Annotated in this window: 20 protein-coding genes; 11 read left to right on the top strand and 9 right to left on the bottom strand. The window is 41.5% G+C overall.

The genetic code is table 11. From position 1 onward, the window contains the following. Nucleotides 1–88: 88 nt before the first annotated feature. Nucleotides 89–907, bottom strand: coding sequence for a biotin--[acetyl-CoA-carboxylase] ligase (locus V7L01_RS22545; RefSeq protein ID WP_335038641.1), 819 nt, complete (start codon nt 905–907; stop codon nt 89–91). A 77-nt stretch (nt 908–984) separates the two neighbouring features. On the opposite strand from V7L01_RS22545, the gene pgeF reads away from it, so the two are divergent. Further along, nucleotides 985–1,770: a peptidoglycan editing factor PgeF gene (gene pgeF, locus V7L01_RS22550; RefSeq protein ID WP_335038643.1), complete on the top strand. Its 786-nt coding sequence runs from the start codon at nt 985–987 to the stop codon at nt 1,768–1,770. 49 nt (nt 1,771–1,819) lie between these two features. On the opposite strand, the gene V7L01_RS22555 is transcribed toward pgeF, so the two are convergent. From V7L01_RS22555 to csaB, 4 genes are all read right to left on the bottom strand, one after another. Beyond that, nucleotides 1,820–2,167, bottom strand: a complete 348-nt coding sequence (locus tag V7L01_RS22555; protein WP_335038645.1) for a hypothetical protein — start codon at nt 2,165–2,167, stop codon at nt 1,820–1,822. A gap of 100 nt (nt 2,168–2,267) precedes the next feature. Then, nucleotides 2,268–2,720 (bottom strand): retroviral-like aspartic protease family protein, encoded by a 453-nt coding sequence (locus V7L01_RS22560; RefSeq protein ID WP_335038647.1) that lies wholly within the window; start codon nt 2,718–2,720, stop codon nt 2,268–2,270. A gap of 80 nt (nt 2,721–2,800) precedes the next feature. Beyond that, nucleotides 2,801–4,270, bottom strand: a complete 1,470-nt coding sequence (locus V7L01_RS22565) for a glycosyltransferase family 87 protein (protein ID WP_335038649.1) — start codon at nt 4,268–4,270, stop codon at nt 2,801–2,803. A 140-nt stretch (nt 4,271–4,410) separates the two neighbouring features. Beyond that, the gene (gene csaB / locus V7L01_RS22570) at nt 4,411–5,457 is read right to left on the bottom strand and encodes a polysaccharide pyruvyl transferase CsaB (protein WP_335038881.1); all 1,047 of its coding nucleotides are present in this window, start codon (nt 5,455–5,457) and stop codon (nt 4,411–4,413) included. Nucleotides 5,458–5,666: 209 nt separating this feature from the next. On the opposite strand from csaB, the gene V7L01_RS22575 reads away from it, so the two are divergent. From V7L01_RS22575 to V7L01_RS22590, 4 genes are all read left to right on the top strand, one after another. Then, nucleotides 5,667–6,002, top strand: coding sequence for a DUF2499 domain-containing protein (locus V7L01_RS22575; RefSeq protein WP_335038651.1), 336 nt, complete (start codon nt 5,667–5,669; stop codon nt 6,000–6,002). After that, entirely contained in the window at nt 5,999–6,298 is a 300-nt protein-coding gene (locus V7L01_RS22580; protein ID WP_335038653.1) for a DUF3593 domain-containing protein, read from the top strand. The genes V7L01_RS22575 and V7L01_RS22580 overlap by 4 nt, the downstream gene beginning before the upstream one ends. 54 nt (nt 6,299–6,352) lie before the next feature. Continuing rightward, on the top strand, nt 6,353–7,126 hold the full coding sequence (hisA, locus tag V7L01_RS22585; RefSeq protein ID WP_335038655.1) for a 1-(5-phosphoribosyl)-5-[(5-phosphoribosylamino)methylideneamino]imidazole-4-carboxamide isomerase: 774 nt from the start codon (nt 6,353–6,355) through the stop codon (nt 7,124–7,126). A 261-nt stretch (nt 7,127–7,387) separates the two neighbouring features. Beyond that, nucleotides 7,388–13,261 (top strand): ATP-binding sensor histidine kinase, encoded by a 5,874-nt coding sequence (locus V7L01_RS22590; protein ID WP_335038657.1) that lies wholly within the window; start codon nt 7,388–7,390, stop codon nt 13,259–13,261. Between the two features lie 54 nt (nt 13,262–13,315). On the opposite strand, the gene V7L01_RS22595 is transcribed toward V7L01_RS22590, so the two are convergent. Next, on the bottom strand, nt 13,316–13,531 hold the full coding sequence (locus tag V7L01_RS22595) for a hypothetical protein (protein ID WP_335038659.1): 216 nt from the start codon (nt 13,529–13,531) through the stop codon (nt 13,316–13,318). A 168-nt stretch (nt 13,532–13,699) separates the two neighbouring features. Here V7L01_RS22595 and V7L01_RS22600 point away from each other — a divergent pair, with 168 nt between their 5' ends. Then, entirely contained in the window at nt 13,700–13,966 is a 267-nt protein-coding gene (locus V7L01_RS22600) for a hypothetical protein (RefSeq protein ID WP_335038660.1), read from the top strand. 566 nt (nt 13,967–14,532) lie between these two features. Here V7L01_RS22600 and V7L01_RS22605 read toward each other — a convergent pair. Together V7L01_RS22605 and V7L01_RS22610 are read right to left on the bottom strand one after the other, a co-directional pair. Continuing rightward, nucleotides 14,533–15,612 (bottom strand): hypothetical protein, encoded by a 1,080-nt coding sequence (locus V7L01_RS22605; protein WP_335038662.1) that lies wholly within the window; start codon nt 15,610–15,612, stop codon nt 14,533–14,535. 53 nt (nt 15,613–15,665) lie between these two features. After that, the gene (locus V7L01_RS22610) at nt 15,666–16,649 is read right to left on the bottom strand and encodes a hypothetical protein (RefSeq protein WP_335038664.1); all 984 of its coding nucleotides are present in this window, start codon (nt 16,647–16,649) and stop codon (nt 15,666–15,668) included. Nucleotides 16,650–17,206: 557 nt separating this feature from the next. Between V7L01_RS22610 and V7L01_RS22615 the strand changes: the two genes are divergently transcribed. The 3 genes from V7L01_RS22615 to phoU are packed head-to-tail and all read left to right on the top strand — an operon-like array spanning nt 17,207 to nt 20,026. Then, nucleotides 17,207–17,959: a response regulator transcription factor gene (locus V7L01_RS22615; RefSeq protein ID WP_335038666.1), complete on the top strand. Its 753-nt coding sequence runs from the start codon at nt 17,207–17,209 to the stop codon at nt 17,957–17,959. Nucleotides 17,960–18,012: 53 nt separating this feature from the next. Then, nucleotides 18,013–19,329: a sensor histidine kinase gene (locus V7L01_RS22620; protein WP_335038668.1), complete on the top strand. Its 1,317-nt coding sequence runs from the start codon at nt 18,013–18,015 to the stop codon at nt 19,327–19,329. A 28-nt stretch (nt 19,330–19,357) separates the two neighbouring features. Beyond that, nucleotides 19,358–20,026 (top strand): phosphate signaling complex protein PhoU, encoded by a 669-nt coding sequence (gene phoU, locus V7L01_RS22625; protein ID WP_335038670.1) that lies wholly within the window; start codon nt 19,358–19,360, stop codon nt 20,024–20,026. Between the two features lie 115 nt (nt 20,027–20,141). Here phoU and V7L01_RS22630 read toward each other — a convergent pair whose 3' ends face one another. Further along, a complete protein-coding gene (locus tag V7L01_RS22630) occupies nt 20,142–20,474 on the bottom strand; it encodes a hypothetical protein (RefSeq protein ID WP_335038672.1) in 333 nt (110 codons plus the stop codon). 308 nt (nt 20,475–20,782) lie between these two features. Here V7L01_RS22630 and V7L01_RS22635 point away from each other — a divergent pair, with 308 nt between their 5' ends. Further along, nucleotides 20,783–21,412: a Crp/Fnr family transcriptional regulator gene (locus tag V7L01_RS22635; protein ID WP_335038674.1), complete on the top strand. Its 630-nt coding sequence runs from the start codon at nt 20,783–20,785 to the stop codon at nt 21,410–21,412. Nucleotides 21,413–21,553: 141 nt separating this feature from the next. Further along, on the top strand, nt 21,554–23,185 hold the full coding sequence (locus V7L01_RS22640; protein WP_335038676.1) for an iron uptake porin: 1,632 nt from the start codon (nt 21,554–21,556) through the stop codon (nt 23,183–23,185). Nucleotides 23,186–23,259: the final 74 nt, after the last annotated feature.

Below are 23,259 nucleotides of genomic sequence, written 5' to 3' on the forward strand. Positions count from 1 at the left end.
TGTTCTCTCAGTTGTGTGTAATTAGCCTAAAGAGATGATGCTAGTGGTTTGTCTTGCCCAAAGAGCGAAATTTTGAACAAACCCAAATTTAAACGGAAGATTTATGGTACCCCAAACTGATTGTACCGGGTTCAATATAAATTTCCGGTGTAATTAGTTCCTTTGTATCATGTGTTTCTAAATCAACTCGTAAATTTCCTTGAGGAGTCACTCCAACTACTGTACCTGAAAGATTATTGACATAAACCTGTTCGCCCATGTTTGTAAGCAAGTCTAGATAGCGAGACAAGACTATGCTTACTCCTTCTTGAAAAAGGCACTCCATACCGGATTCTATTCCTAGCAAGACTCTAGAGGTGAGCATTTCTAGACAAGAAATTGGTCTGAAATCTTGGGAAGCTTGCCATGATTCCAGATTGATTCCAGTTTCGGGTACTGGGTTTGTCCAGTTAATACCAACACCAATTACTGCTTGAGTGATTTGTCCTTTGTTTATCTTGGTTTCTGTCAATATGCCGCCTAGTTTGCGACCATTTAAAACTAAATCATTGGGCCATTTTATCCCAACATCTACACCGCACTGACGCAATTGAGACGCAATTCCCCAAGCGGTAGCGAAAGTTAGCTGGTAGCTATCAGTAGCCTCTATTTTTTGGTCGAAAGAAATCGCCACGGAAACATATAATCCGCCAATGGGAGAAATCCACTGGCGTCCCCATTGTCCCCGCCCAGCAGATTGTTGAGTTGCGATTACTACTGTTCCGGAAATAGCTCCTTGGTTGAGCAAGTTCCAGACGGTTTGGTTGGTTGAGGAAACGCTTTCAAAAAAGTGGAGGGAAAATGGTAAATATGTGTATTCGCGCCCTGCTTTCAAGGCTGCTTCCAAGTTTTGCAGATTAAATCCCACAGCAGTTAACCCAAATTCCGTTGTTCAAGTTAGCATTGATTGGCTGATGAGTGATTTCTGTTTAGGTTTGGTTCAAGATGCACACTTGGCACTGGCACAATTGGGAAGGACTGCCTTATCTAACTTGTAGTATTCTGGAACGTTGGCATCACGGCTTCTTTACCCAGCAGTTTTGGCCGCGATCGCCACAAGTTATCGCAGAAGTATTGCAACCAGAGGCATCAGTCTATCGCTTAAAGCAGGTTCATGGCAATACTGTTCTCACTCCCCAAGAAGTTGAGAGCTTCTTAAGCTCTGCTGGGGAAGATTTTGCATCGGCAGATGGTTTAGTTAGCGAACAGCCTCTACAAGCTCTTTGGGTAGCTAGTGCAGATTGTACACCCGTGCTGATTGGGGATGTAGAAACTGGACGAGTGGCAGCATTACACGCAGGCTGGCGGGGAACTGCCAAGAAGATTGTCCCCATAGCGATCGCTCGACTACAATCTCAAGGCAGTCAACTCGATGATTTGAGAATTGCGATGGGCCCGGCGATCGCTGGTGAAGTTTACCAAGTCTCGCTCGAAGTGGCTGCCGAAATCGGGGCTAGTATTGTACCACATGATGACGAAGAACAAATTGTTCAAGCATTGCATGAATTACCAAATTCACCTTTGCTGGAAGATCCTAATCCCGGAAAGGTAAGGCTGGATGTGCGGCGGGTGAATACCTTACAACTGGAAAATATGGGAATTAGTGCAGAACAAATTGCGATCGCACCTTATTGTACTTTCCAAACTCCAGAACATTTCTTTTCTTACCGTCGGGAGAAAGAGAAAAAGGTTCAATGGTCAGGAATTGTTAGCGGTAAAATAAGTCACTAGCATTCAAATGTGTTTTGGCTGATAGAGCGATCGCTTTATCAGCTTGGATTCAATATATAAATTCGCCATGTTGTGGATCAAAAATACGGCATTTTAACTGATGACAGAGATCCTGAATAATTCTCAAATCGCACTTGCCAACATGGGGCGAGAGATAAATCAACTTTACGGGTTCATCATATAAACAGACTTTCCATATAGAAGAATCACTAGGATTTTCTCTAGTGCATCCTGGAAAGTAATAATAACCATCATGGAATTCAACGTCAGGATAAAGTTCATAAATTACAGAAATTATTTCTGTACTAGTACCAATTTCTAAAGTACTCTCTTCATTGATATGGTTTATCGAGATTAGGTCAGGTGATACTCGCATTAGCCAAAAGCTGAGACTCATGACTGACAAAAACTTAACTTAAAGCTTCACTCAACAACTCGCAGTGCAGTAAAATACCATCCACCAAAGATTGGATTTTCTCTGATGATAAGTTCTTAGCCTATATTCTCATCACAGGATAGTTAGGATGTTCAGGATTCGGAATAAGTCGCTGATTTCTACAGTCCACCAGTAAATCCAGCGTCTCAAGCACCGTTTGTCCAATCAAAACTATATCACCTGTAACCAATGTTGCTTCGGTAGTTTCCCGTCCTGCCAATTCAATAATTACGGGTTCAGTTACTCCTATAGATTCTTCACTACCATTGGCGTATTGAGCAATCTGCTGTCCTCGAATTCTCAAACCAAGTTGCTGGACAATAGACATGGGTAACACAGTACGTACTGCCCCTGTGTCCACTAATGCTTCTGTTTCATACACCCGCAGCATATTTGGATTTAGCATTCCTCGGCTGACAAGCGCTTCATCAATGGCATTAGTGAGCTTGATTTTGACGCGAACTGCACCCATAGGTTGATTGCTGGCAGAATTGGCAAGATTCAGATTTACCATAATCTGTATGTTTTGGAAAATTCTTTAATCTGCTTCTAGAGTATCCTGTATTCCCCAAGTGTTTACTTAATGTTCTAATTTCACACCCGATTCAAAGGTTCAAATTTCATCACCTGTTTTTGACGCAACGAACTAATTGCTAAGACTAAAATACTCAAGGTGATTCCTAAAATGGCATAGCTCGGTAGGGCGAAGATAGTTACTTTCATAAAGTAGGGCAATTCCCCTGCTTTTACGTTCCAGCGGTTAGCTAGAGAGCCGATGAGCCAGCCATGAATAACCGCTGTTTGGACTGCTAAACAGCAAACTCCTGCTAACCAAATAGAGATTCTTTTCCTAGAGAATTTACAATGCCTAATCTGATACAGCAAATCATTTAGCAAAAAAACAACAGCAGGTACTAACATTACAGAACTAGTTTGCTGTGAATAGTTGATGGCAATACTCAAGCAAGAAAATAGTACCATTTCTGCCAAGTATATTTTTTTTGACCAGCCTGTGAGAGATTGTTGTAGATACCAATACCAACCCACCAAACCAAGGAGTAGCAAAATAATTAAGTCTGATAAAAGCTTGGCAAAAAATGGGTTATTAGGAAATAATCTCGGGCCCACAACCACCAAATCGAGCCGAGTAATCGAAATATAGGGACTCACTGATGGATCGTTGAGCCAGAGCGAAAATCCACGAGATGCATCTGGTAAGAATTGTGTCAAAGTATTGCCCGTCAAGGCTAGACCTAAAAAGCCTAGAGAAGTTACTGTAACAACAGATACAAAAACTAGAGTAAACCGTCTTTTAAGTAGAAAGTACAGAACGAATAATGCAGCTAATGTTGGTTTACAAACCGCAAGCCCCAAGCAAACTCCTGCGAGAATATCCCGATCTTTTTTAGCCAAGATAAACATCCATAAGAGCAGAACTGCAACAAAAGTGGCAAGATTACCAACATGAAGATCGTGAACTAAGCCATAAATTAAGGCAACCGAGATTGTGCAAATAGTCCTCAAAGCTGGCGACTTCGACTCCAACAGGATATTCGCTCCCCATAAAGCCAAACCGATTGCTAATATATGCATTACAGTCCAGATTGTAAATGCAGTATCGATCGAAAAATAACCGAGAAACCAGATGAGAGGAATAATATTCGGTGGATAGACAAACGGTGGAATAAATCCACACACCTTAGTTAGAGTACAGAAACTTTGGTTAAAAATCTCGACATTAAAAGGACTCAAATGCTGATGAGCCAATTTACTTGCCACATAAAACCACTTAAAATCCCATAAAGGTGGATTTGGTTGATTTAAGAAATAAACTAGCCAACCTGTATAGCAAATAAATCTTGTAACGACTAATACAACACCTGCTTGGACGAGAAAATTAACAATTGGTTGACGAAAAAATTGGATCGACTGTTGAATCGCAGAAGATTTTAAGAATAAAGAATTTTTCCAGGCTGTCTTTTCATCATCTAATCGCCAATTATTTTTGAGAACTAATGCAACTGAAATTAATATAATTAGGTTCCAAAAGCCAAAGCTAATCATCGGAATAATCTCAGTATTTATTTATGGATTTTGTAAATACTATCGTTTAAATGAGCGATTCTAGACGAAATGTCAGTATAAACCTCATCAATTTATAAAGTTTTGACAATTACTTCAACAAATTGAAATAAATTGACTTTTTACTCTTTATTACATAAAGCTTGGCTCAATAACTCGCGGTGCATTAATGCCCTATCTACTAAAGATTGTATTTGGTCTGGTGATAACGGATCGCCATTAGCATAATGCTCCATCCAAGCCAAACCAATCAAATTGGGGTCATCGGGTAAACTCGCTAAATCCCAACCAGGCATTTCCAAGTCTTCCATGAGGCGATTTACTTTGGGGTCATAACTGAGAGCAAAGCAGCGACAACCAACAGATGCAGCCATAATCAAGCTGTGCAGACGCATTCCAATAGCCATCTCCACGCCGCGAAACACACCTTTTAAAAGTTGCGGATCTTCCAGACATAAAATCTTGCTGACATCTTTAAGGTGTGGTTGAATGGCTTCGGCAATACTTAAATCTTCACTTTTTTGAAATGGTAGCAATAAAATAAAAGCCTGCGTGGCTTTTTGAAAGTCAACTAAAGCACGGGTTAAATTTGCTAGACGTATTTCCGTAAGTTGGGGATGCGATCGCAACGTTACCGCAACTCTCGGCGCAGGTAAATCCCAAAGTCCCGGTACTGGTTTCGATTCCAACGCCCAAACCGGGTCAGGAGCTATAATACAAGGAATTTGCCAATCAGATAATAAAGCCGCACTGGCGCGATCGCGGACACTAATTTTGGTACAATTACCAAAGGTTTGCTTTGCCAACCAACGAGTTTGCGGACGCACTAAGGGGCCAATACCCTGCGCCCAAGCAACAGTTTTCAAACCCATTTTCTGCGCCAATGCCATCAGTCCCCCATAATAAAATGGGCTAATGGTACTGGTAACATCTTGAATGAGACTCCCGCCGCCCCAAATCAAGGCATCACTTGAGCGTAAAGCTTGCAGTACAGGTAAGGGAGCCATGCGATCGCAGGTTTCTACATTGTAGCGATCGCGCGTTTCCTCTGGATTACCCGAAAGCACCACAGGCGTAACGTGAGATGGTAACATTTGCAAAAGCGTTGCCAATAAAGCTTCGTCACCACCATTACCTTTACCGTAATATCCAGACAATAACGCCCGCATTTTGACCATTTTGGATTTTAGATTAACAACTTTTTTTATACAGAATATCTGTCGTTAATACAGATATTAGACTCATTCACAATTTCTCTTTTCAAACTTCGTAACAGAGGAAAATAAAAAAGACTCCTGTACAGAGGCGATTAATCGCCTCTCTCCCAATTCTTGTACAGACGCGATTAATCGCGTCTCTCCCAACTCCTAACTCTCTTATGCATACCCTTTCGATTCCTACCTGGATTATTCATATTTCTAGCGTTATTGAGTGGATTGTCGCTATTTGGTTAATTTGGACTTATGGCGAACTTACTGGTAATCGCAATTGGTGGGGATTATCCCTTGCCATGTTACCAGCTTTAGTCAGCGCCATGTGTGCTTGTACCTGGCATTATTTCGACAACGCCGAATCTCTAGAATGGCTGGTAACGCTTCAAGCTACCATGACCTTAGTTGGTAATTTTACGCTTTGGGCAGCGGCGTATTTGATTTGGCGTTCTACCAAATCTGTTAACACTGTTGAACCAAACCCTATTAAATCAGAGCAATGATTTCTAAAGAAACCCTGTTTGCACTTTCACTGTTTCCCTATTTGGGTTTCTTGTGGTTTATCAGCCGCAGTCCGCAAATGCCGCGTTTAGCGCTGTATGGATTTTATGGCACTCTCGTCTTTGTTGCCATCACCATCCCAGCCGGAATTTATGCTGTATTGCATTATGGCAAGTCTTTGGCAGATGTGGATTGGTTGCACGGTGGTGCAGAACTATTTTTGACGCTTTCTAATATTTTGCTTGTGCTGGGTTTTGGGCAAGCTGTAAGGCAATTAAAAATGAAAAATGAAAAATAGGAACCCCAGCGATAGCTAGGGTTTTGATTGCATTGAGTTATGAGGAAGAGTTAAATGGATGTAATTCCAGCAATTGATTTACTAGAAGGTCGCTGTGTGCGACTGTATCAGGGAGACTACGATCGCTCGCAAGTTTTTAGCGAAAATCCTGCTGATGTTGCCAAAAAGTGGGTAGATGAAGGTGCTACCAGATTGCATCTAGTTGATTTAGATGGTGCCAAAGCAGGTAAAGTAGTAAACTTGGGGGCAATTGAAGCGATCGCTCATGCGGTGTCAGTGCCCATTGAAATTGGTGGAGGATTGCGCGATCGCACCAGCGTGCAACAATTATTCAATCTAGGCATACAGTGGGCGATTCTCGGCACCATCGCCGTAGAACAACCCCAGCTAGTGCAAGAACTCTGCCAAGAATTTCCCGAACAGATTATCATCGGTATTGATGCGCGTAACGGCCGCGTAGCAACTCGCGGTTGGTTAGAAACCTCGGAAGTTTTAGCAACCCAACTGGCTGTACAAATGCAAGAATTGGGTGCAGCCGCCATCATTTACACAGATATTCACCGGGACGGTACACTTACAGGCCCCAATTTAGAAGCTTTGCGAGAACTTGCTGCGGCAATTTCCATCCCGATAATTGCTTCTGGCGGGGTAAGTTCTCTTACCGATTTGTTGAGTTTGTTGGCATTAGAACCTCAAGGCGTGACTGGTGTGATTGTCGGACGTGCCTTGTATACTGGGGATATTTTACTCAAAGAAGCATTACGAGCGATCGGGCCTGGGCGGATTCAGGATATTCCACCGAATCTAGGTTTTTCTACTTTTGCTTGACATTTTCTGTCTTTTGTGAAACACCCCACCACTGTACTTGAGACTCCGAGTACAGTGGTGACTCTCTTAACCAGTCCGGCTATTTTTTTAGTAAATATCTATCAACAAGTCTATGTAAATCGACTGGCAGTTAGAGGATGTTGAAAAGTCCTCTTGCCGATATCAAAGAGCTAATTTGTAAACCATTTTCTGGCTACTTAGGTGTAAATATTACGATGTTTTTGGGAAACCTAGATAGTAAGGTCTCAAAAATTAAGCAGTATGGTCAGCATTCCCGGATATCACGTTAGCAAAGAACTCTACAACGGTTCTCGAACCTTAGTTTATCGTGCCGTTCGAGAGACTGACCAAAAATCTGTGGTGATTAAGCTGATGAAAACTGCTTATCCCAGCTTTAGCGAATTGGTACAGTTTCGCAACCAGTTCGCCATCGCCAAAAATCTGAATCTACCTGGAATCATTCAAACATACAGCCTGGAATCCTTTCAGAATGGCTATGCGTTAGTAATGGAAGACTTTGGGGGAATTTCTCTCAACCAGTGGCAAGGGAGAGGAGAGAATCGGGGGATAGGGGGAACAGCACAAGCTCTGATTGAGTTTTTACAAGTAGCGATCGCACTGTGCAATACATTAGATATTATAATTCGTAATCGCATCATTCACAAAGATATTAAACCCGCCAATATTTTAATTAATCCAGAAACTAAAGAAGTTAAGTTAATTGACTTTAGTATTGCATCTCTGTTACCACGAGAAACTCAAACCCTGATGAGTCCTAATGTGTTAGAAGGGACACTTGGCTATTTGTCTCCAGAGCAAACTGGACGGATGAATCGGGGAATTGATTACCGGACTGATTTTTATTCACTGGGTGTAACTTTTTACGAATTACTAACAGGGGAATTACCATTTAAATCGCAAGATCCGATGGAATTGGTACATTGTCATATTGCCAAACTTCCACCACTTTTAGGGAATAGGAAAGAGATTCCTCAAGTTCTGTGTGACATCGTGATGAAACTGATGGCGAAAAATGCCGAAGACCGCTATCAGAGTGCATTTGGGCTGAAATATGATTTAGAAAATTGTTTACACGAGCTAAAAGAAACGGGAGTAATTGCAAGTTTCTCAATTGCTCAACGGGATGTGTGCGATCGCTTCATTATCCCAGAAAAACTCTATGGTCGCGAGCATGAAGTTGAAACTCTGCTAAAAGCCTTTGACCGCGTTACCAACAATCAGACAGAACTAATGCTGGTGGCTGGTTTTTCTGGGATTGGTAAAACTGCTTTGGTCAACGAGATTCACAAACCCATTGTCCGACAAAGGGGCTACTTCATTAAAGGCAAATTTGACCAATTTAATCGTAATATACCCTTCTCAGCTTTTGTCCAGGCGTTTCGAGATTTAATGGGACAATTGCTGAGTGAAAGTGATGTCCAATTGTCAACTTGGAAAAATAAAATTTTACAAGTGCTGGGCGATCAAGGGCAAGTCATTCTTGAGGTAATTCCCGAACTAGAACAAATTATTGGTCAACAACCACCTGCAACGGAACTTTCTTCAAGTGCAGCACAAAATCGCTTTAATTTACTCTTCCAAAAGTTCATTCAGGTATTCACGACAAAAGAACATCCATTAGTAATTTTCCTCGATGATTTGCAATGGGCCGATTCTGCATCGCTCAAATTGATGCAGTTGCTGATGAGCGAGTCAGGAAGTGGATCTTTACTTTTAATTGGAGCTTATCGAGATAATGAAGTCTCTACCGCACATCCGTTGATGTTGACTTTAACGGATATTCGCAAAGCCAATGCCACAATTAACACCATTACTTTAACTCCGTTAACTAAAGCCAGCTTAAATCAATTGGTGGTTGAAACCTTGAGTTGTTCGGGTAAAATTGCCCAACCTCTAACGCGACTCGTCTATCAAAAAACTCAAGGAAATCCATTTTTTACTACGCAATTTCTCAAAGCATTGTATGAAGATGGATTGATTACTTTTAATTTTGCTCAACGTTACTGGCAATGCGATATTGCTGCTGTGAAGGCACTTGCGCTCACTAATGATGTCGTAGAGTTCGTAGCGCGACAGTTGCAGAAGTTGCCAGCAGAAACGCAAAATGTGTTGAAATTAGCTGCATGTATTGGCAACCAGTTTGATTTGCTAACTTTAGCAATTGTTTCTGAACAATCAGAAACCGAAACGGCAGCATCTTTATGGAAAGCTTTACAGGAAGGGTTAGTTTTACCTACTAGTGAAGTTTATAAATTCTTTCAAGATAGTGGGTATGATTCTGACTCAAAACCCTTCAATTTCAATTTCCAAATCCCCACCTACAAATTTTTACACGATCGCGTGCAGCAAGCGGCTTACTCTCTAATTCCAGATGAGCAAAAACAATTTACCCATCTTAAAATTGGTCAATTACTCTTGCACAATACATCTGAGTCTCAGCAAGAGGAGCGAATTTTTGAGATTGTCAGTCAGTTAAATTGTGGAATAGCGCTAATCACCCAGCCGGCTGAACGTCAACAATTAGCTCAGTTGAATTTGAATGCTGGTCGAAAAGCGAAAGAAGCAACTGCTTATGGTGCAGCAATTCATTACCTCAATTATGGAATGCAATTGTTGACGATTAATAGTTGGGAAATCGCCTACGAACTGACTTTAAATTTATACGAAGAAGCCGCCGAAGCTGCCTTTCTCAACAATGAATTTGAGCAAATGGAGTCTCTTATCCAGGTTGTCATCCAAGAAACAACGACCTTACTGGATAGAGTGAAAGTTTATGAAGTTCTACTCCAAGCTTATCAGGTGCGGGGTCAACCATTAGAAGCGATCGCAACTGGGTGTGAACTTCTCGCTCAACTTGGGGTGACATTACCTAAATCAGTAACACCTCCAGACATTCAGCAATATGTAGTAAACACACTCTCCACATTGGCAGGCAGAAGTATTGAGGGTTTAGTTGATTTGCCATTGATGAATGATACCAAAGCTTTGGTTGCTTTGCGGATTATGGCTAGCATTGCTCCCGCCATCCACCAAACTTCTTCCTATCTGTTACCAATTATTGCCTGCGAACAGGTGAATTTATCTCTTAAATACGGCAATGCACCACTATCTGCACCAGGGTATGCAGATTTTGGAATTGTACTTAATACTTGTAACCAACTAGATTCAGGCTACGAATTTGGCAAGCTAGGTTTAATGCTTGTGGATAGATTTCAAGCAAAATCTGTTCAAAGCATGACTATATTTAAGGTTGCTGCATTGAATCAATGTAATAAACAACATGTTCGCACCTCAATTAGTTTATTACAAGAATCCCATAATATTGGATTAGAGACAGGCGATTTTTTTCATGTGCTTGCATCGATGATTTTCAAGTTATTCTATGTTTATTTAAGTGGCACAGAAGTTTTGGAAATCCTGCTGGCAGATATTAAAGCCTACGAGTCTAATTTTGCCAAAAATCAGCGCTTATTAAATTGGTCTAGCATCGTCTGTCAAAGCATTAAAAATCTAACCGAATATAGCAATAATCCAGAGTGCCTCATTGGTGAATATTGTCAAGAAGAACAACTTCTATCTGCGCTCATTAAACAAAACGACGAATTAACACTCCATATATTTTTCCTAAACAAGTTAACACTCAGTTATTTGTTTGAGAATTTTTCGGCGGCGGTTGAAAATGCAAATCAGGGAGAGCAATACCTCAACGGTGGCACAGGAATGCTATCTGTGCCTGTCTTCTACTACTACGATTCTTTATCCCGACTGGCTGTCTATCCAACTGCTGAACCATCTCAACAGGAGCAATTACTCTTAAAGGTTGGTGAAAACCAGGAAAAATTGCAGTTTCGAGCCAAATTTGCACCGATGAATTTCCAGCACAAATTTGATTTGGTGGAAGCAGAACGCCATAGAGTTCTGGGCGAAAAAATGGCAGCAATGGAACTGTACGATCGCGCCATAACTCTAGCGAAAGAAAACGAATACATCCAAGAAGAAGCCTTGAGCAATGAGCTAGCTGCCAAGTTCTACCTCGACTGGGGCAAAGAAAAAATCGCCCAAGCTTACATGCAAGAAGCTTATTACTGCTATGCCCGTTGGGGCGCTCAAGCCAAAACTGACAACCTAGAAAAACGCTATCCCCAACTCCTATCCCCCATCTTACAAGGGCAACTTAATCGCTTTCAACTGAGTTCAACCGTCGATGCATCATCATTCCCACATCAAACCATCCACACACATCTTTCTAGCAGCAGTCTTTCTAAAGCCTTCGATTTTGACGCCATTTTTAAAGCCTCACAAGCTCTTTCTAGTGAAATTCAATTAGAGCAATTACTTACTACCCTCTTGCAAGTGGTGATGGAAAATGCTGGGGCACAAAAAGCTGCCCTGCTTGTACTCCAACAGGACAACTTAGTGATTGAGGCTATAGCCACTATCAATGAAGGAGTCACTTTGGTATCTGTACCATTGTCAACCAGCGAAGGCATTCCCATTACACTGGTAAACTCTGTGAAACGCAGCTTAAAAACTGTTGTGCTGGATGATGCAACAGCACAAACTGATTTTATCGCCGACTCATATTTCATGCAGCAACGACCTAAGAGTGTGTTGTGTACGCCGATGTTAAATCACGGTAAACTCATTGGGCTGCTATATCTAGAAAATCCGTTGACAATTGGTGCATTTACGAGCGATCGCACCGAAGTTATCCAACTGCTATGCACCCAAGCTGCCATCTCTCTAGAAAATGCCCGTCTTTATCAAGAATCTCAAAATTATGCCCAACAACTAGAGCAATCCCTAGCTCAACTTTGTGCCAGTGAAGCCCGCTTTCAGAAACTCGCTGATAATATTCCTGGGGCAATTTACCAACTATGTTTAAATGCTGACGGTTCAGCTTCAATGCCCTACGTAAGTTCTGGCTGCTACAACCTTTATGAGGTGACAGCAGAGGAAATAATGACAGGAACGCAAAGTGTTCGTTCTCTGGAACATCCAGATGATTTTGCCAGCATTCAGCAGGCGATAATCTACTCTGCTGAAAACATCACACCATTTCGACACCAGTGGCGAATTATCACACCTTCTGGAACCGTAAGATGGCTTCAAGGTGCATCCCAACCAGAGCGACAAGCCGATGGCTCGATTATATGGGATGGCGTAATCATAGATATCAGCGAACGCAAACTTGCTGAAGCTGCACTACAAGAATCTGAAGCTGATTTACGCCACAAATCTCAGGATTTAGAACAAGCGCTGCAAAATTTCCAACAAGCCCAATTACAAATGGTGCAAAATGAAAAAATGGCAACCTTGGGCAATTTGGTTGCAGGGGTGGCACATGAAATTAATAATCCCATTGGATTTCTTAAAGGCAGCCTCAACAATGCCAAAGAGTATATTCAAGACTTACTCGCCCATATCAAACACTATGAACAACATCATCCCACTCCTGCGATCGCAGTCATTGAGCATGGCGAAGAAATTGACCTAGAATTCCTGACTGAGGATTTACCAAAGCTATTAGGCTCGATGAAGGTAGCTTCAGAACGGATTGAAGACATTAGTACCAGCCTTCGCACCTTCTCCAGAGCTGATACAGCCGATAAAGTTGCTTGTAATCTCCATGAAGGGATTGAGAGTACGCTGTTGATTTTGAAGTATCGCCTCAAAGCTAACGAAAAACGTCCAGCTATCAAAGTTATCACCGAATATGGAAACTTGCCACCGGTCAAGTGCTTTTTAGGACAGCTAAATCAAGTATTTATGAACATCCTTGCTAATGCAATTGATGCCTTAGATACATCCATTGAGAATCGTTCTTTTGCCCAAGTGGAAGCCGATCGCCAGCAAATACTGATTCACACCAAATTATCCAGCGACCAACGCACGGTAGTAATTCGCATCAGAGATAACGGTGAGGGAATACCAGAGGAGTTTAGAGCACGGATTTTTGACCACCTGTTTACAACTAAAGAGGTTGGGAAAGGAACGGGATTAGGATTAGCGATCGCTCGTCAAATTGTTGAGGAAACCCATGATGGGCGGTTAAGTTGCAATTCTGTGCTTGGCGAAGGAACAGAATTTGTCATTGAGATTCCAGTGTCTTAATGAGTACTACTCTGATTTAAAGAAGTGCAGACCCATATGCTGAACGGGAGCATCTCACTTTCGTAAAAATATATCTAGCCCTGGCGAATAGAATTCACGGCTATACAGACAAAACCCACCTCCGTGGGTTTCCAATTTCTTGAGTCCGCGCAGGCGGACTTGGTTTGTGTAGCCGCGATTTCTAATCGCCAAGTATATTTGCAAAGGTGAGATGCTCCCTGCTGAACTTTGGCAAAGAAGGCTTTCACCTTTATCAATAAATGTATCCATATATGGCTTATTTGTTACAATTTAAACATCAAGAAATCGCAGTTTTAAAGCCTAAAAAAATGCTCTGAATATAGTCTGAGCAGACTTTCTAGCAGTTAAGCTGACAACAGGTTAAAAAAGTGAATGTATAATCGGTGACTGACAATATTTATGGCAAAAAGGCTATTTATGTCAGACCAATTCACGTTTACTGTTACCAATCAAACCGAACAGACAATTACAGAATTGTGGGTATCTGTCGATGATGAAGAGTGGGCTTCATTTACCTTGAATGAGTCAGGGATTCCATCGGGTGAAACATCAACAATTGTTTGGGCTGAATATACAAATGATTCGCCCTGTGAATGGTACATCTCTGCTGTATTTGAAGATGAATCAGAAACTGAATCAGCCCTATTTAACTTCTGTGAAGAACCAGATTTAACAATCGGATAAATATCCCTACTGCGATCGCCACCGGAAAGGGCGTGTACGCCATCGCGCTTCATAGATGAAAGGCGATCGCACTAACCAGCGAAAGCGCCTAGAGTGAAGCGTTCAATCCCAGATTAGCTCCCTCAAGAGCGATCGCTATCTTATATATTGAGGTACATCAGAGCAAGCTCCTCCCTTGCGGGGAGGGGGTTCTTGTACCTCACTCAACTAATAACCGCTATATTAAGATTTATATTTATTTCGTTAAAAGTAAAGGTTCCTACAGGGGTAACATTATCTACTAACTTTTTTATTTAAACTTAAAGTTTATGCCCGATGTTTCCGTAATCCACAATATCCGTAATGTAGATAAGATTGTAGTATATTTTAAAATATAGTATTTATGTCTAGTCAAGAACAAAATTCCAATCAAGGATTTAAGCAAACACAAGCTAGCGCAACAAAGAAGAAGAAACTGCAACCTCCCTCAGATATCAAAAAACCAAAGAAAACTGAATAAAAAGCGTTATATTTCCTTGTAGAGACTTAAACTAAGTCTCTACAATTATCATCAAAAATAAATCAGCTTATTTATTTTTCACTTGAGTCTTTGCCTGTTCTAAAGCTATTTCTTTGATTGCTTGATATGAATTAACATTTGAAGTACCTTCAATAGCTTTAACTGCCAAATCCTGGACTTGTTTGAGAGCAGATTCAAGTTGTTTAGAAAGATTTTGAATCCGCGTCTCTTGATTAGTAATAGTTTGTTCTAGAGATTGCAGTCTTTGTTCATAGAAACGCTTTTGCCCTTCCACTTCCTTAGAATATAAATCTGATTTTACTTTAGCTTGGTAGTGGGCGATGCCTTTGCCTTCTTCTGTAGCTTTTTTGATAGCTGCTTCTTTATCTTTCGGAAAAGCCTCTACCTTTGCTTTTAATTCTTCAAATTGTTTCTCTCTCTCAGAAATTGCTTTTTCCCGTTCAGCCCACTGTTTCTCTGTTCCTTGGAGCAATTCTTCCAGTTGCTTATATAGTCCTTTCTGCTCTTGTTCGTATTCGTCACTTTGCAATTGCCGCTGGAGTTCTAAATTATACTTATACTCTGACGCATCGCGTTGCCGAGTTTTATTCAAGTTTTCATTCCGTTCTTTTATCGCCCGTTGCTGTTCCTCTTGTTCTTTTCCCCAAGTATTCTTTTGCTCTAAGATTTCTTGAAATAACACTTCAGAACGCTGACTATATTCTTCCTGATAAGCTTTAGTATTATCTTCATAAGCTTGGATCAGATTATCCAAGATATCATCAGAAATTTCTAAATTGTGTAGCTGTGTTAATTGTTGGATTTCTTCTTCTAAAGTTCGCCTAATTTCTTCTAATTTAGAGGCTTTTGTGGTTAGCTGTTCCGATAATTCATTAGCAGCACTGCCAAAACCTAATTGAATGTTCGCCAAGCTTTCAATTGTATTGTTCATCTTCTGTTGGACGCTAGAAAGCTGATTCATAGCTGTTTTTTGTTCTAATTTAGGCTGTTCTTTAGTTCCAGGCTGGTTTTCTTTGGCAACTTGTTCAAATTGCGATTTCAGTGCTGCTTTTTCTTTAGCCAACTCCTCATACGCCTGAAGAATTTCTACTTTAGTATTCTTATCAGTCGGTTTTTTTACCACCACAACAAACCTCCTCTTCAGGAATTAAAAATGATTAAGATGCAACCCACTCATAACTATTTAGGATTAGAACTACCAAAAGCCCTCATAGCTAAGTCTTGCGCTTGTTTTAATGCAGTTTGCAATTGAGCAGAAATTCCTTCTATTTGCTCAGACTGTTTCTTAATTGTTTCTTCCAGAGATTGAATTTTTTGTTCATAACTTTGTTTATTAGCTTCCCACTCTTTATCAAATAAATCAGCCTCAATTTTAGCCTTTTGGGTTGTTTCTCTAATTGCCTCTTCTCTAGATTTCTTAACAGCTTCCTCCAGTTCATTAGGAAATGTAGTTACTTTTTGCTGATAGTCTGCAAAGAGTGGTTGGCGTTCAGCGAATATTTTTTCTCGTTCTGTCCAATCTTTCTCTTTCTTTTGAGAATTTTCTTGTATTTCCCTTTGTTGTTGGCGCTTTATCGCTTCGTAGCTGTCTGTATTGAGTTTACGGCTAGTTTCTAACTTATACTGAGATTCTTCTTGTTCTTTCTGGCGATCTTTGGCTAATAAATCGTTATATGCTTGGAGCTTTTCTTCATACTCAGCTTGCTCTTTTTGCCATTCTTTCCGCCTGATTGTAATTTCTTTCTCTAATGTTTCCCTTTTGCTGATAGTATCTTGTTCTAGGGTTTTTAATTTTTCTTGGTGTTCTTGACTTAAAATATCTAGAGTATCCGCTACAACTCTGATTTGTTGAAGCTCTTGTAAGCGTTGATTTTCAATTTCTATAGCTCGGTTCAATTCATCTAACTTGGAATTTTCCTGAGCTAGTTTTTCAGATAATCCATTGAGAATACTGCCAAACTCTAATTGTAAATCAGCTAAACCTTTGACAATACTATCAACCGTATATGCAGAAGCTGCTTCCAGAATTTCTTGACTTTTTGCCTTTTCTGCTTCCTCTTGTTTGGTTGCTATTTTAGATTCCAGCTTTTTTCTTTGGATAATAATTTGTTGAAATGCTTGCATTAGTTGTTGTTTGCTGTCCTTGACTCCAACTGTAGTCATCTTTCAACTCCCTTCAATAGGCAATGATTTATTGGGTAGCAAGCCATACCAAGGACTACCCTATGCAGACATCAGAGTAGCTTTTAAATCAACATTTTTAACGCAGTGTAAATACGGAAAGATCGGCGTAGGACACTTAGGTAGTACGAATTTTCCACATATATGTCCTTTTATGTCTTTCTGTTTTTCAGGTATAGTTTTCCCTTTGGCGCGTTAGTACTTTTGTACTAAAGTAAATATACCCAACTTAATCTGCTTTTGTCAAGACAACCCTTCATGTAAGGGAACTGCAAAAAATAAATTATCCAGTTTTTGGAATCAAAACGACTTTTCCTCCCCCTGCCCTAAAAGCAATGGGATATTTTTTTATTTGGAAGTTCCTACCCTAATTGCGTCACAGTGATTTATGATTTAGGAGGGTGCTGTGGCATATGTTACTTTTTGTAAAGAAAATCTAAAAGAATCAACCCTAGTAGAAGTGTGGTTGCAGTAAAGCTGGATAATAGATTCAATCATCCTAATTGATACAAGCACAGTCCTAGACTTTTGTGATATCAATGTATACCAGTGAATCGACCAAATATTCTGCCAGAACGGACATTGGGCAAACCAGCCGTATTCTAGTAGTAGAAGATGAAGAATTAATCCAGGAAATGCTAGCTGTAGCTCTGGAAGAAGAAGGTTACGGGGTGATAACTGCCCCAGATGGGCGGTCTGCTATAGAGTATCTCAAAAGTTTTGAAACCAATTCCGGGGAACCCCCCTTCGATCTGATCGTTCTTGATTTGATGCTGCCGCAAATTAATGGGCTAGATATATGCCGTTTGCTGCGTCATCAAGGTAACCCAGTACCAATTTTAATGCTCAGTGCTAAGGGTAGTGAAACTGACCGCGTTCTGGGGTTAGAGGTGGGAGCAGATGACTACCTGACCAAACCTTTTAGTATGCGCGAATTAGTGGCTCGTTGTCGCGCTTTACTCCGCCGCCAACGCCTAAGTAATTTACCGCAACTACCAGTATTAAAATTCAAGGATGTCACCTTGAATCCTCAAGAATGTCGCGTCCTGGTTCGCGGTCAAGAAGTGAATCTTTCCCCCAAAGAGTTCCGGCTGCTGGAACTGTTTATGAGTTATGCCCGCCGGGTATGGTCGCGGGAACAATTGCTCGATCAGGTTTGGGGGCCAGATTTCGTCGGCGATAGTAAAACTGTAGATGTTCACATTCGGTGGTTACGCGAAAAATTAGAGCAAGACCCCAGTCATCCTGAATATATTGTGACTGTACGAGGTTTTGGCTATAGGTTTGGATAATTAGTTTGGATAGTTGTTAGTTTTTAGTAGTCACCAAAAAACTAACAACTCAAATGCTTTTATTGGGATTTTTTCTGGGTTTAGCGGTAGGCATTGGGTTTTGGATTTGGCAACAGGTTCAACTTAAGCGCTACCTGGGGCGCTTACTCCGGCCGTTAACCTCGCATTCTTACAAGATGGGACTGCTGCTGATTCCTGGGTTGCGGCAGGAAATAGAGATGGTGAAACAGCAGCGGCAAGATTTGCAGCAGTCGTTGCAAACTTACCAAGACCTATTAGATTTTGCACCAGTGGGATATTTGCAGGTGGATGAGGAAAATCAACTGCTATGGTGCAATCGGCAGGCGCAGGAAATTTTGTATCTGCAATGGCAACCAGAACAGGTACGCTTGTTACTGGAGTTAGTGAGGTCTTATGAACTTGACCATTTAATTGAGCAAACTCGCGATCGCCAAAAACCCCAGACGGGAGAATGGGTATTTCATCCATCTTGTGATGATGCGGCAGAGATGCCAGCAATAAAATCTCTGGCTTTGCGGGCGTCTAGCTTGCCTTTACCCAATGGACAAGTGGGAGTCTTTTTAGAAAATCGTCAACCCCTATTAGATATAAATAAAATACGCGATCGCTCTTTTTCCGATCTAGCCCACGAACTCAGAACGCCACTAACTTCGATTCGCTTGGTTGCAGAAACTTTACAAACCCGCTTGGAACCACCTTTAAATCGCTGGGTTAACCGCCTAATGCAAGAAGTCGATCGGCTGATTAACTTAGTGCAAAGCTGGCTAGACCTCACGCAAATGGAAGCAAACCCAACCATGCAATTGCAAGCTAAAGCTGTAGAATTGCGATCGCTCATTGCATCTGTTTGGGAAACACTAGAACCCTTGGCACAACGCCAACATTTGTCTCTTTCTTATTCTGGCCCAGAAAATCTTTGGATTAAAGCAGATCAAGCCCGTATTTATCAAGTTTTTCTTAATTTGCTAGACAATAGCATTAAGTACAGTCCTCCTCGTACAAGTATTTACGTTGAAGCGAAAATCTTATCAATCAAGGATAATGATGCTGCTTCCCCAATTCTGGAAATAAATCTTATTGATTCTGGAGTCGGCTTTTCTGAGGCAGATTTACCCCACGTTTTTGAGCGATTTTATCGAGGAGATAAAGCGCGAACCCATTCCCCACAAGATGGTAACTCCATAGGCGCGATCGTTGGCAATGGTTTAGGTTTAGCGATCGTTGAGCAAATTCTGATCGCCCACGGTGGTTCAATCAAAGCTATGAACCATCCAGAAACCGGTGGTGCGTGGATGCAACTCCAATTTTCTGAAGTTATGGCAAACTCTTTAAGCCAAGACTATAGTTAGTAATATCTTCACGTTTGAGACAACAAGTGTGAAAGCTGTCAATTACAGTCCTAATCCTCAAAGACCTCAACTCGCACGTGCCATTAGGCGCTTAGAACGGGATGTCTTACGCATGGGTGCTTTGGTAGAACAATCATTTCGCCTCAGCCACCAAGCGTTATTTGCTCGTAACTTAACAGCAGCTGAGGAACTCCCCCGATTAGATAAAAAGATCGATCGCTTTTATAGACAAATCGAATCAGACTGTACGGCGATTATGACGCTGCAAGCGCCTACGCCTCAAGATTTGCGCTGCTTGAGTGCCTTTATGCAGCTGGTGCGCGACTTGGAGCGCATTGGCGATTATGCTGAGGATTTAGCTGAGATTGCAATTAAAATTTTCCCTTACGCGCCTCATCCGTCAATGCCCGACATTGAAGCTATGTCCCTTCACGCGCAGTCGATGCTAGCAACTAGCTTGAAGGCTTTGGGAGATTTCGATGAAGCTGGTGGACGCCGTTTAAAGCACCTAGATGATACCGTAGACGATGCCTACGATCGCGTTTATCAGACTTTAGCCCAACAACGCGATGTGCCAGGCGTAGTCGAGCCAATAGTACTGCTGGCACTGGCAATTCGTTGTCTGGAACGCATGGCAGATCATGCCACTAATATCGGTCAAAGGGTAGCATATATTGTCACCGGTCAACGAGCTTAACTACCGTTCATCAGTTCACAGCTTAAAGCCACTGCCTCTACAAACAAAGGCTGACGACTAGTACAGCTAGCTTTGCGTAAAACTGTGACGAATTGAGGGTTAACTCATCCCACGGCTACGAAAACATCGCAAGTCTTTCCGACACGCTGCCGCGATCGTTTTCTTGAATTGCCGCGGGTAAATCGAAGTCATTAGTACTAATGACTAATGACTTTGGAGTCCAATACGGTTCAGATAACTTTTTTCTCCCCCCTGCAACGCCAGCCTCCCCTGCTCCCCCTGCCTGCCTCAACGGATAAGATTTCTTAACCCAAGCGTATTGCTTTGGAGGCGGGTGGCTATCCCGAACACCCCCCTTGTTGGGATGGGATTCACGGCGATTTTCTTTGAAAGTTAAACCCTCCAGCAGCGCAGACTTTTTAAAATTGATTCGCTGCGATTCGATCAAATCCTGTACTTAGTCTTAAGAAAATACTAAATAATTAAAAATAAGTTAACCAAATATTTTACTAAAAGCTTACCTATTCTTAAACTTGCACAATTAAAGTAACGGATAAACAACTGAAAAATTCCGGTCTATCTTCCTGATAGATACCTCAAGGCATAAGTTGTTTCCATAAGAAATTAGAGTTAGTCTCTAGCTCTAATTGAGAAGAATACATTTTTAACTACACAGGTAAATTTTGATACAAACTATTAGAGTTTCTTAATCATTGTAAATAGCGAGATTCCCTGAGAATTATGTAGTTACGGTTAATGATGTATTCCACAACTCCTACTTCAAACTCTTCTGTCGTGTCAAATAACTCTGCTTTGGGCGGACAATTACCCCAGCAGATATTTACCCGTAGAGAACTAATTCCACTTCAAAATGACGTACTTTGGCGGATCGATCGCGGTGCAGTTCGTACCTTAACGTGGAGTGAAGATGGAACATTCATCACTCTCGGTTATTGGGGATTAGGGGATCTGATTGGTTATCCTTTGTCTAGAGTCAAGCCCTACCAGATTGAATGCCTCACAGGCGTGGAAGTAAGCATTGTGCCACCTCATTTGTGGCATCAAAATATTAATGCTTTGTTGTCTCATATTCAACAGGCAGAGGATCTACTAAGCATTGTGCATCGAAAACCAATTTCGCTACGCTTATGGCAATTTTTAATCTGGTTAAGTAAAAAATTTGGACGTGATGTAGAGAAGGGCAAGTTAATCGATTTAAATGTTACTCATCAAGATATTGCTGAAGTGTTAAATACCACACGAGTAACAGTTACCCGGCTCTTACAACAGTTGGAGGAACAAGGAACAGTATTACGTCACAAACGCCGCATTATTTTGCGCTTACCAGATAAATTAATTGAAAATTATAGTTCAGCACTAGATTAAATGACTTTATTAAATGACTTGTATTTATCAAACTATAAAGGTATAATCCTGACTGTGGTTTGTGTGTAATATTCCTGAAAGTAAAGTGTTTTAAGCATTTTACTGTGATTCGAGTAGTAGGTGTGAGTGAGAGTAAAAAATATGACAAATCGATTCTGGAATCTTTTTAAGGTTAGTCCAGTTGTTTTAGCTGCTGCATTTTTCGCTGCCAATAGCGCTGTAGCTGCTGAAGTCAACGAACAGGTAACAAATGTTGCCCAGTTATCTGAAGCTCAAGAGTCTAACGACATGAGTCAGGTAACATCAGTTTCGCAGTTTTCGGATGTGCAGCCCACAGATTGGGCATTCCAAGCTTTACAATCCTTAGTTGAGCGCTACGGCTGTATTGCAGGTTATCCCAACAGTACCTATCGTGGTAACCGTGCTTTGACCCGTTATGAATTTGCCGCAGGTTTGAATGCCTGTTTAGATCGGGTTAACGAACTAATTGCTACAGCTACTGCCGATTTGGTCAGCAAACAAGACCTGGCTACCTTACAGCGCTTACAAGAAGAATTTTCTGCTGAACTAGCAACTCTGCGCGGTCGTGTCGATGGATTAGAAGCCCGCACTTCTGAGTTGGAAGCTAATCAGTTCTCTACTACCACCAAGCTGGTTGGAGAAGCAATTTTCGCCGTGTCTGATGTTTTTGGTGACAATAGAGCAGTTCCTGGTGGTACTCCGACTCAAGACTTGGATTCTAACACCACTTTTAGTGACCGGGTTCGTTTGAACTTGTTCAGCAGTTTCACTGGTAAAGACCAGTTGCAAATCCGTCTGAATGCTAACAACACCATCTCTAATGCTGCTGTGAGCGGTACTAACATGACGCGTTTGGCGTTTGATGGTAGTAACAACAACTCTGTTGTAATCGATAAAATCAACTATGCTTTCAACTTAACAGACGCAGTACGTGTGAAAGTTGATGCTAGTGGTGGTGAGTTCTACGAAAACGTTAATACCTTCAACCCTGACTTTGCTAGCTCTGCTAGAGGTGCTCTCTCTCGCTATGGACGTTTCAGCCCCATATATCGTCAAGGTCAAGGTGGCGCAGGTTTGACAGTTACTTTCAATCCTACCGGCCCGATCAGCTTGAGTGGTGGTTATCTAGCTAGGACTGCTAATGACCCTACCGTAAATAATGGATTGTTGAATGGTGATAACACTATCTTTGGTCAGTTATCTTTCCAACCTAGCAAAGTCTTTAATATTGGTCTAACCTACGCCCGCACTTATCAAGGTGATGCGATCGCCAACAGCCTCTTCCAAGGTACAGGTAGTACTTTTGCGAACAATCCCTTTGGGGCTAACACTCGTACCGAATCCAATAACTACGGTGTAGAAGCTACCTTCCAGTTTGGCCCTAAGTTGGCTCTTAGTGGTTGGGGAGGTTATACAACTGCTGATGCTGTTGCTGGTGCTAATGTGGGCACAGATGCAGATATTTGGTACTGGGCTGGAGCACTTGCTTTGAGAGATTTTGGTGGCAAAGGCAACGTTTTAGGTGTCATCTTTGGTCAACCACCCAAAGTTACTGGTGGCAGCATAAAAAATGTCGCCGCCAATACTAACTTAGACGACGATCGGTCTTATCACTTAGAGGGTCTTTACAAGTTCAAAGTTTCCGATAATATTCAAGTTACCCCTGGCTTGTTGGTAATCTTCAATCCAGAGCACAACGACGCTAACGACACTGAATACGTGGGCACTCTACGTACTACCTTCACCTTCTAAAATTGGTGATGGGAAAAGCTCAGAATTAGATAAACAAAAGCCCGCCTTGAGGTGGGCTTTTGTTCAAGAAAAAT

Source organism: Nostoc sp. (assembly GCF_036917095.1).
GTDB lineage: Bacteria > Cyanobacteriota > Cyanobacteriia > Cyanobacteriales > Nostocaceae > Nostoc.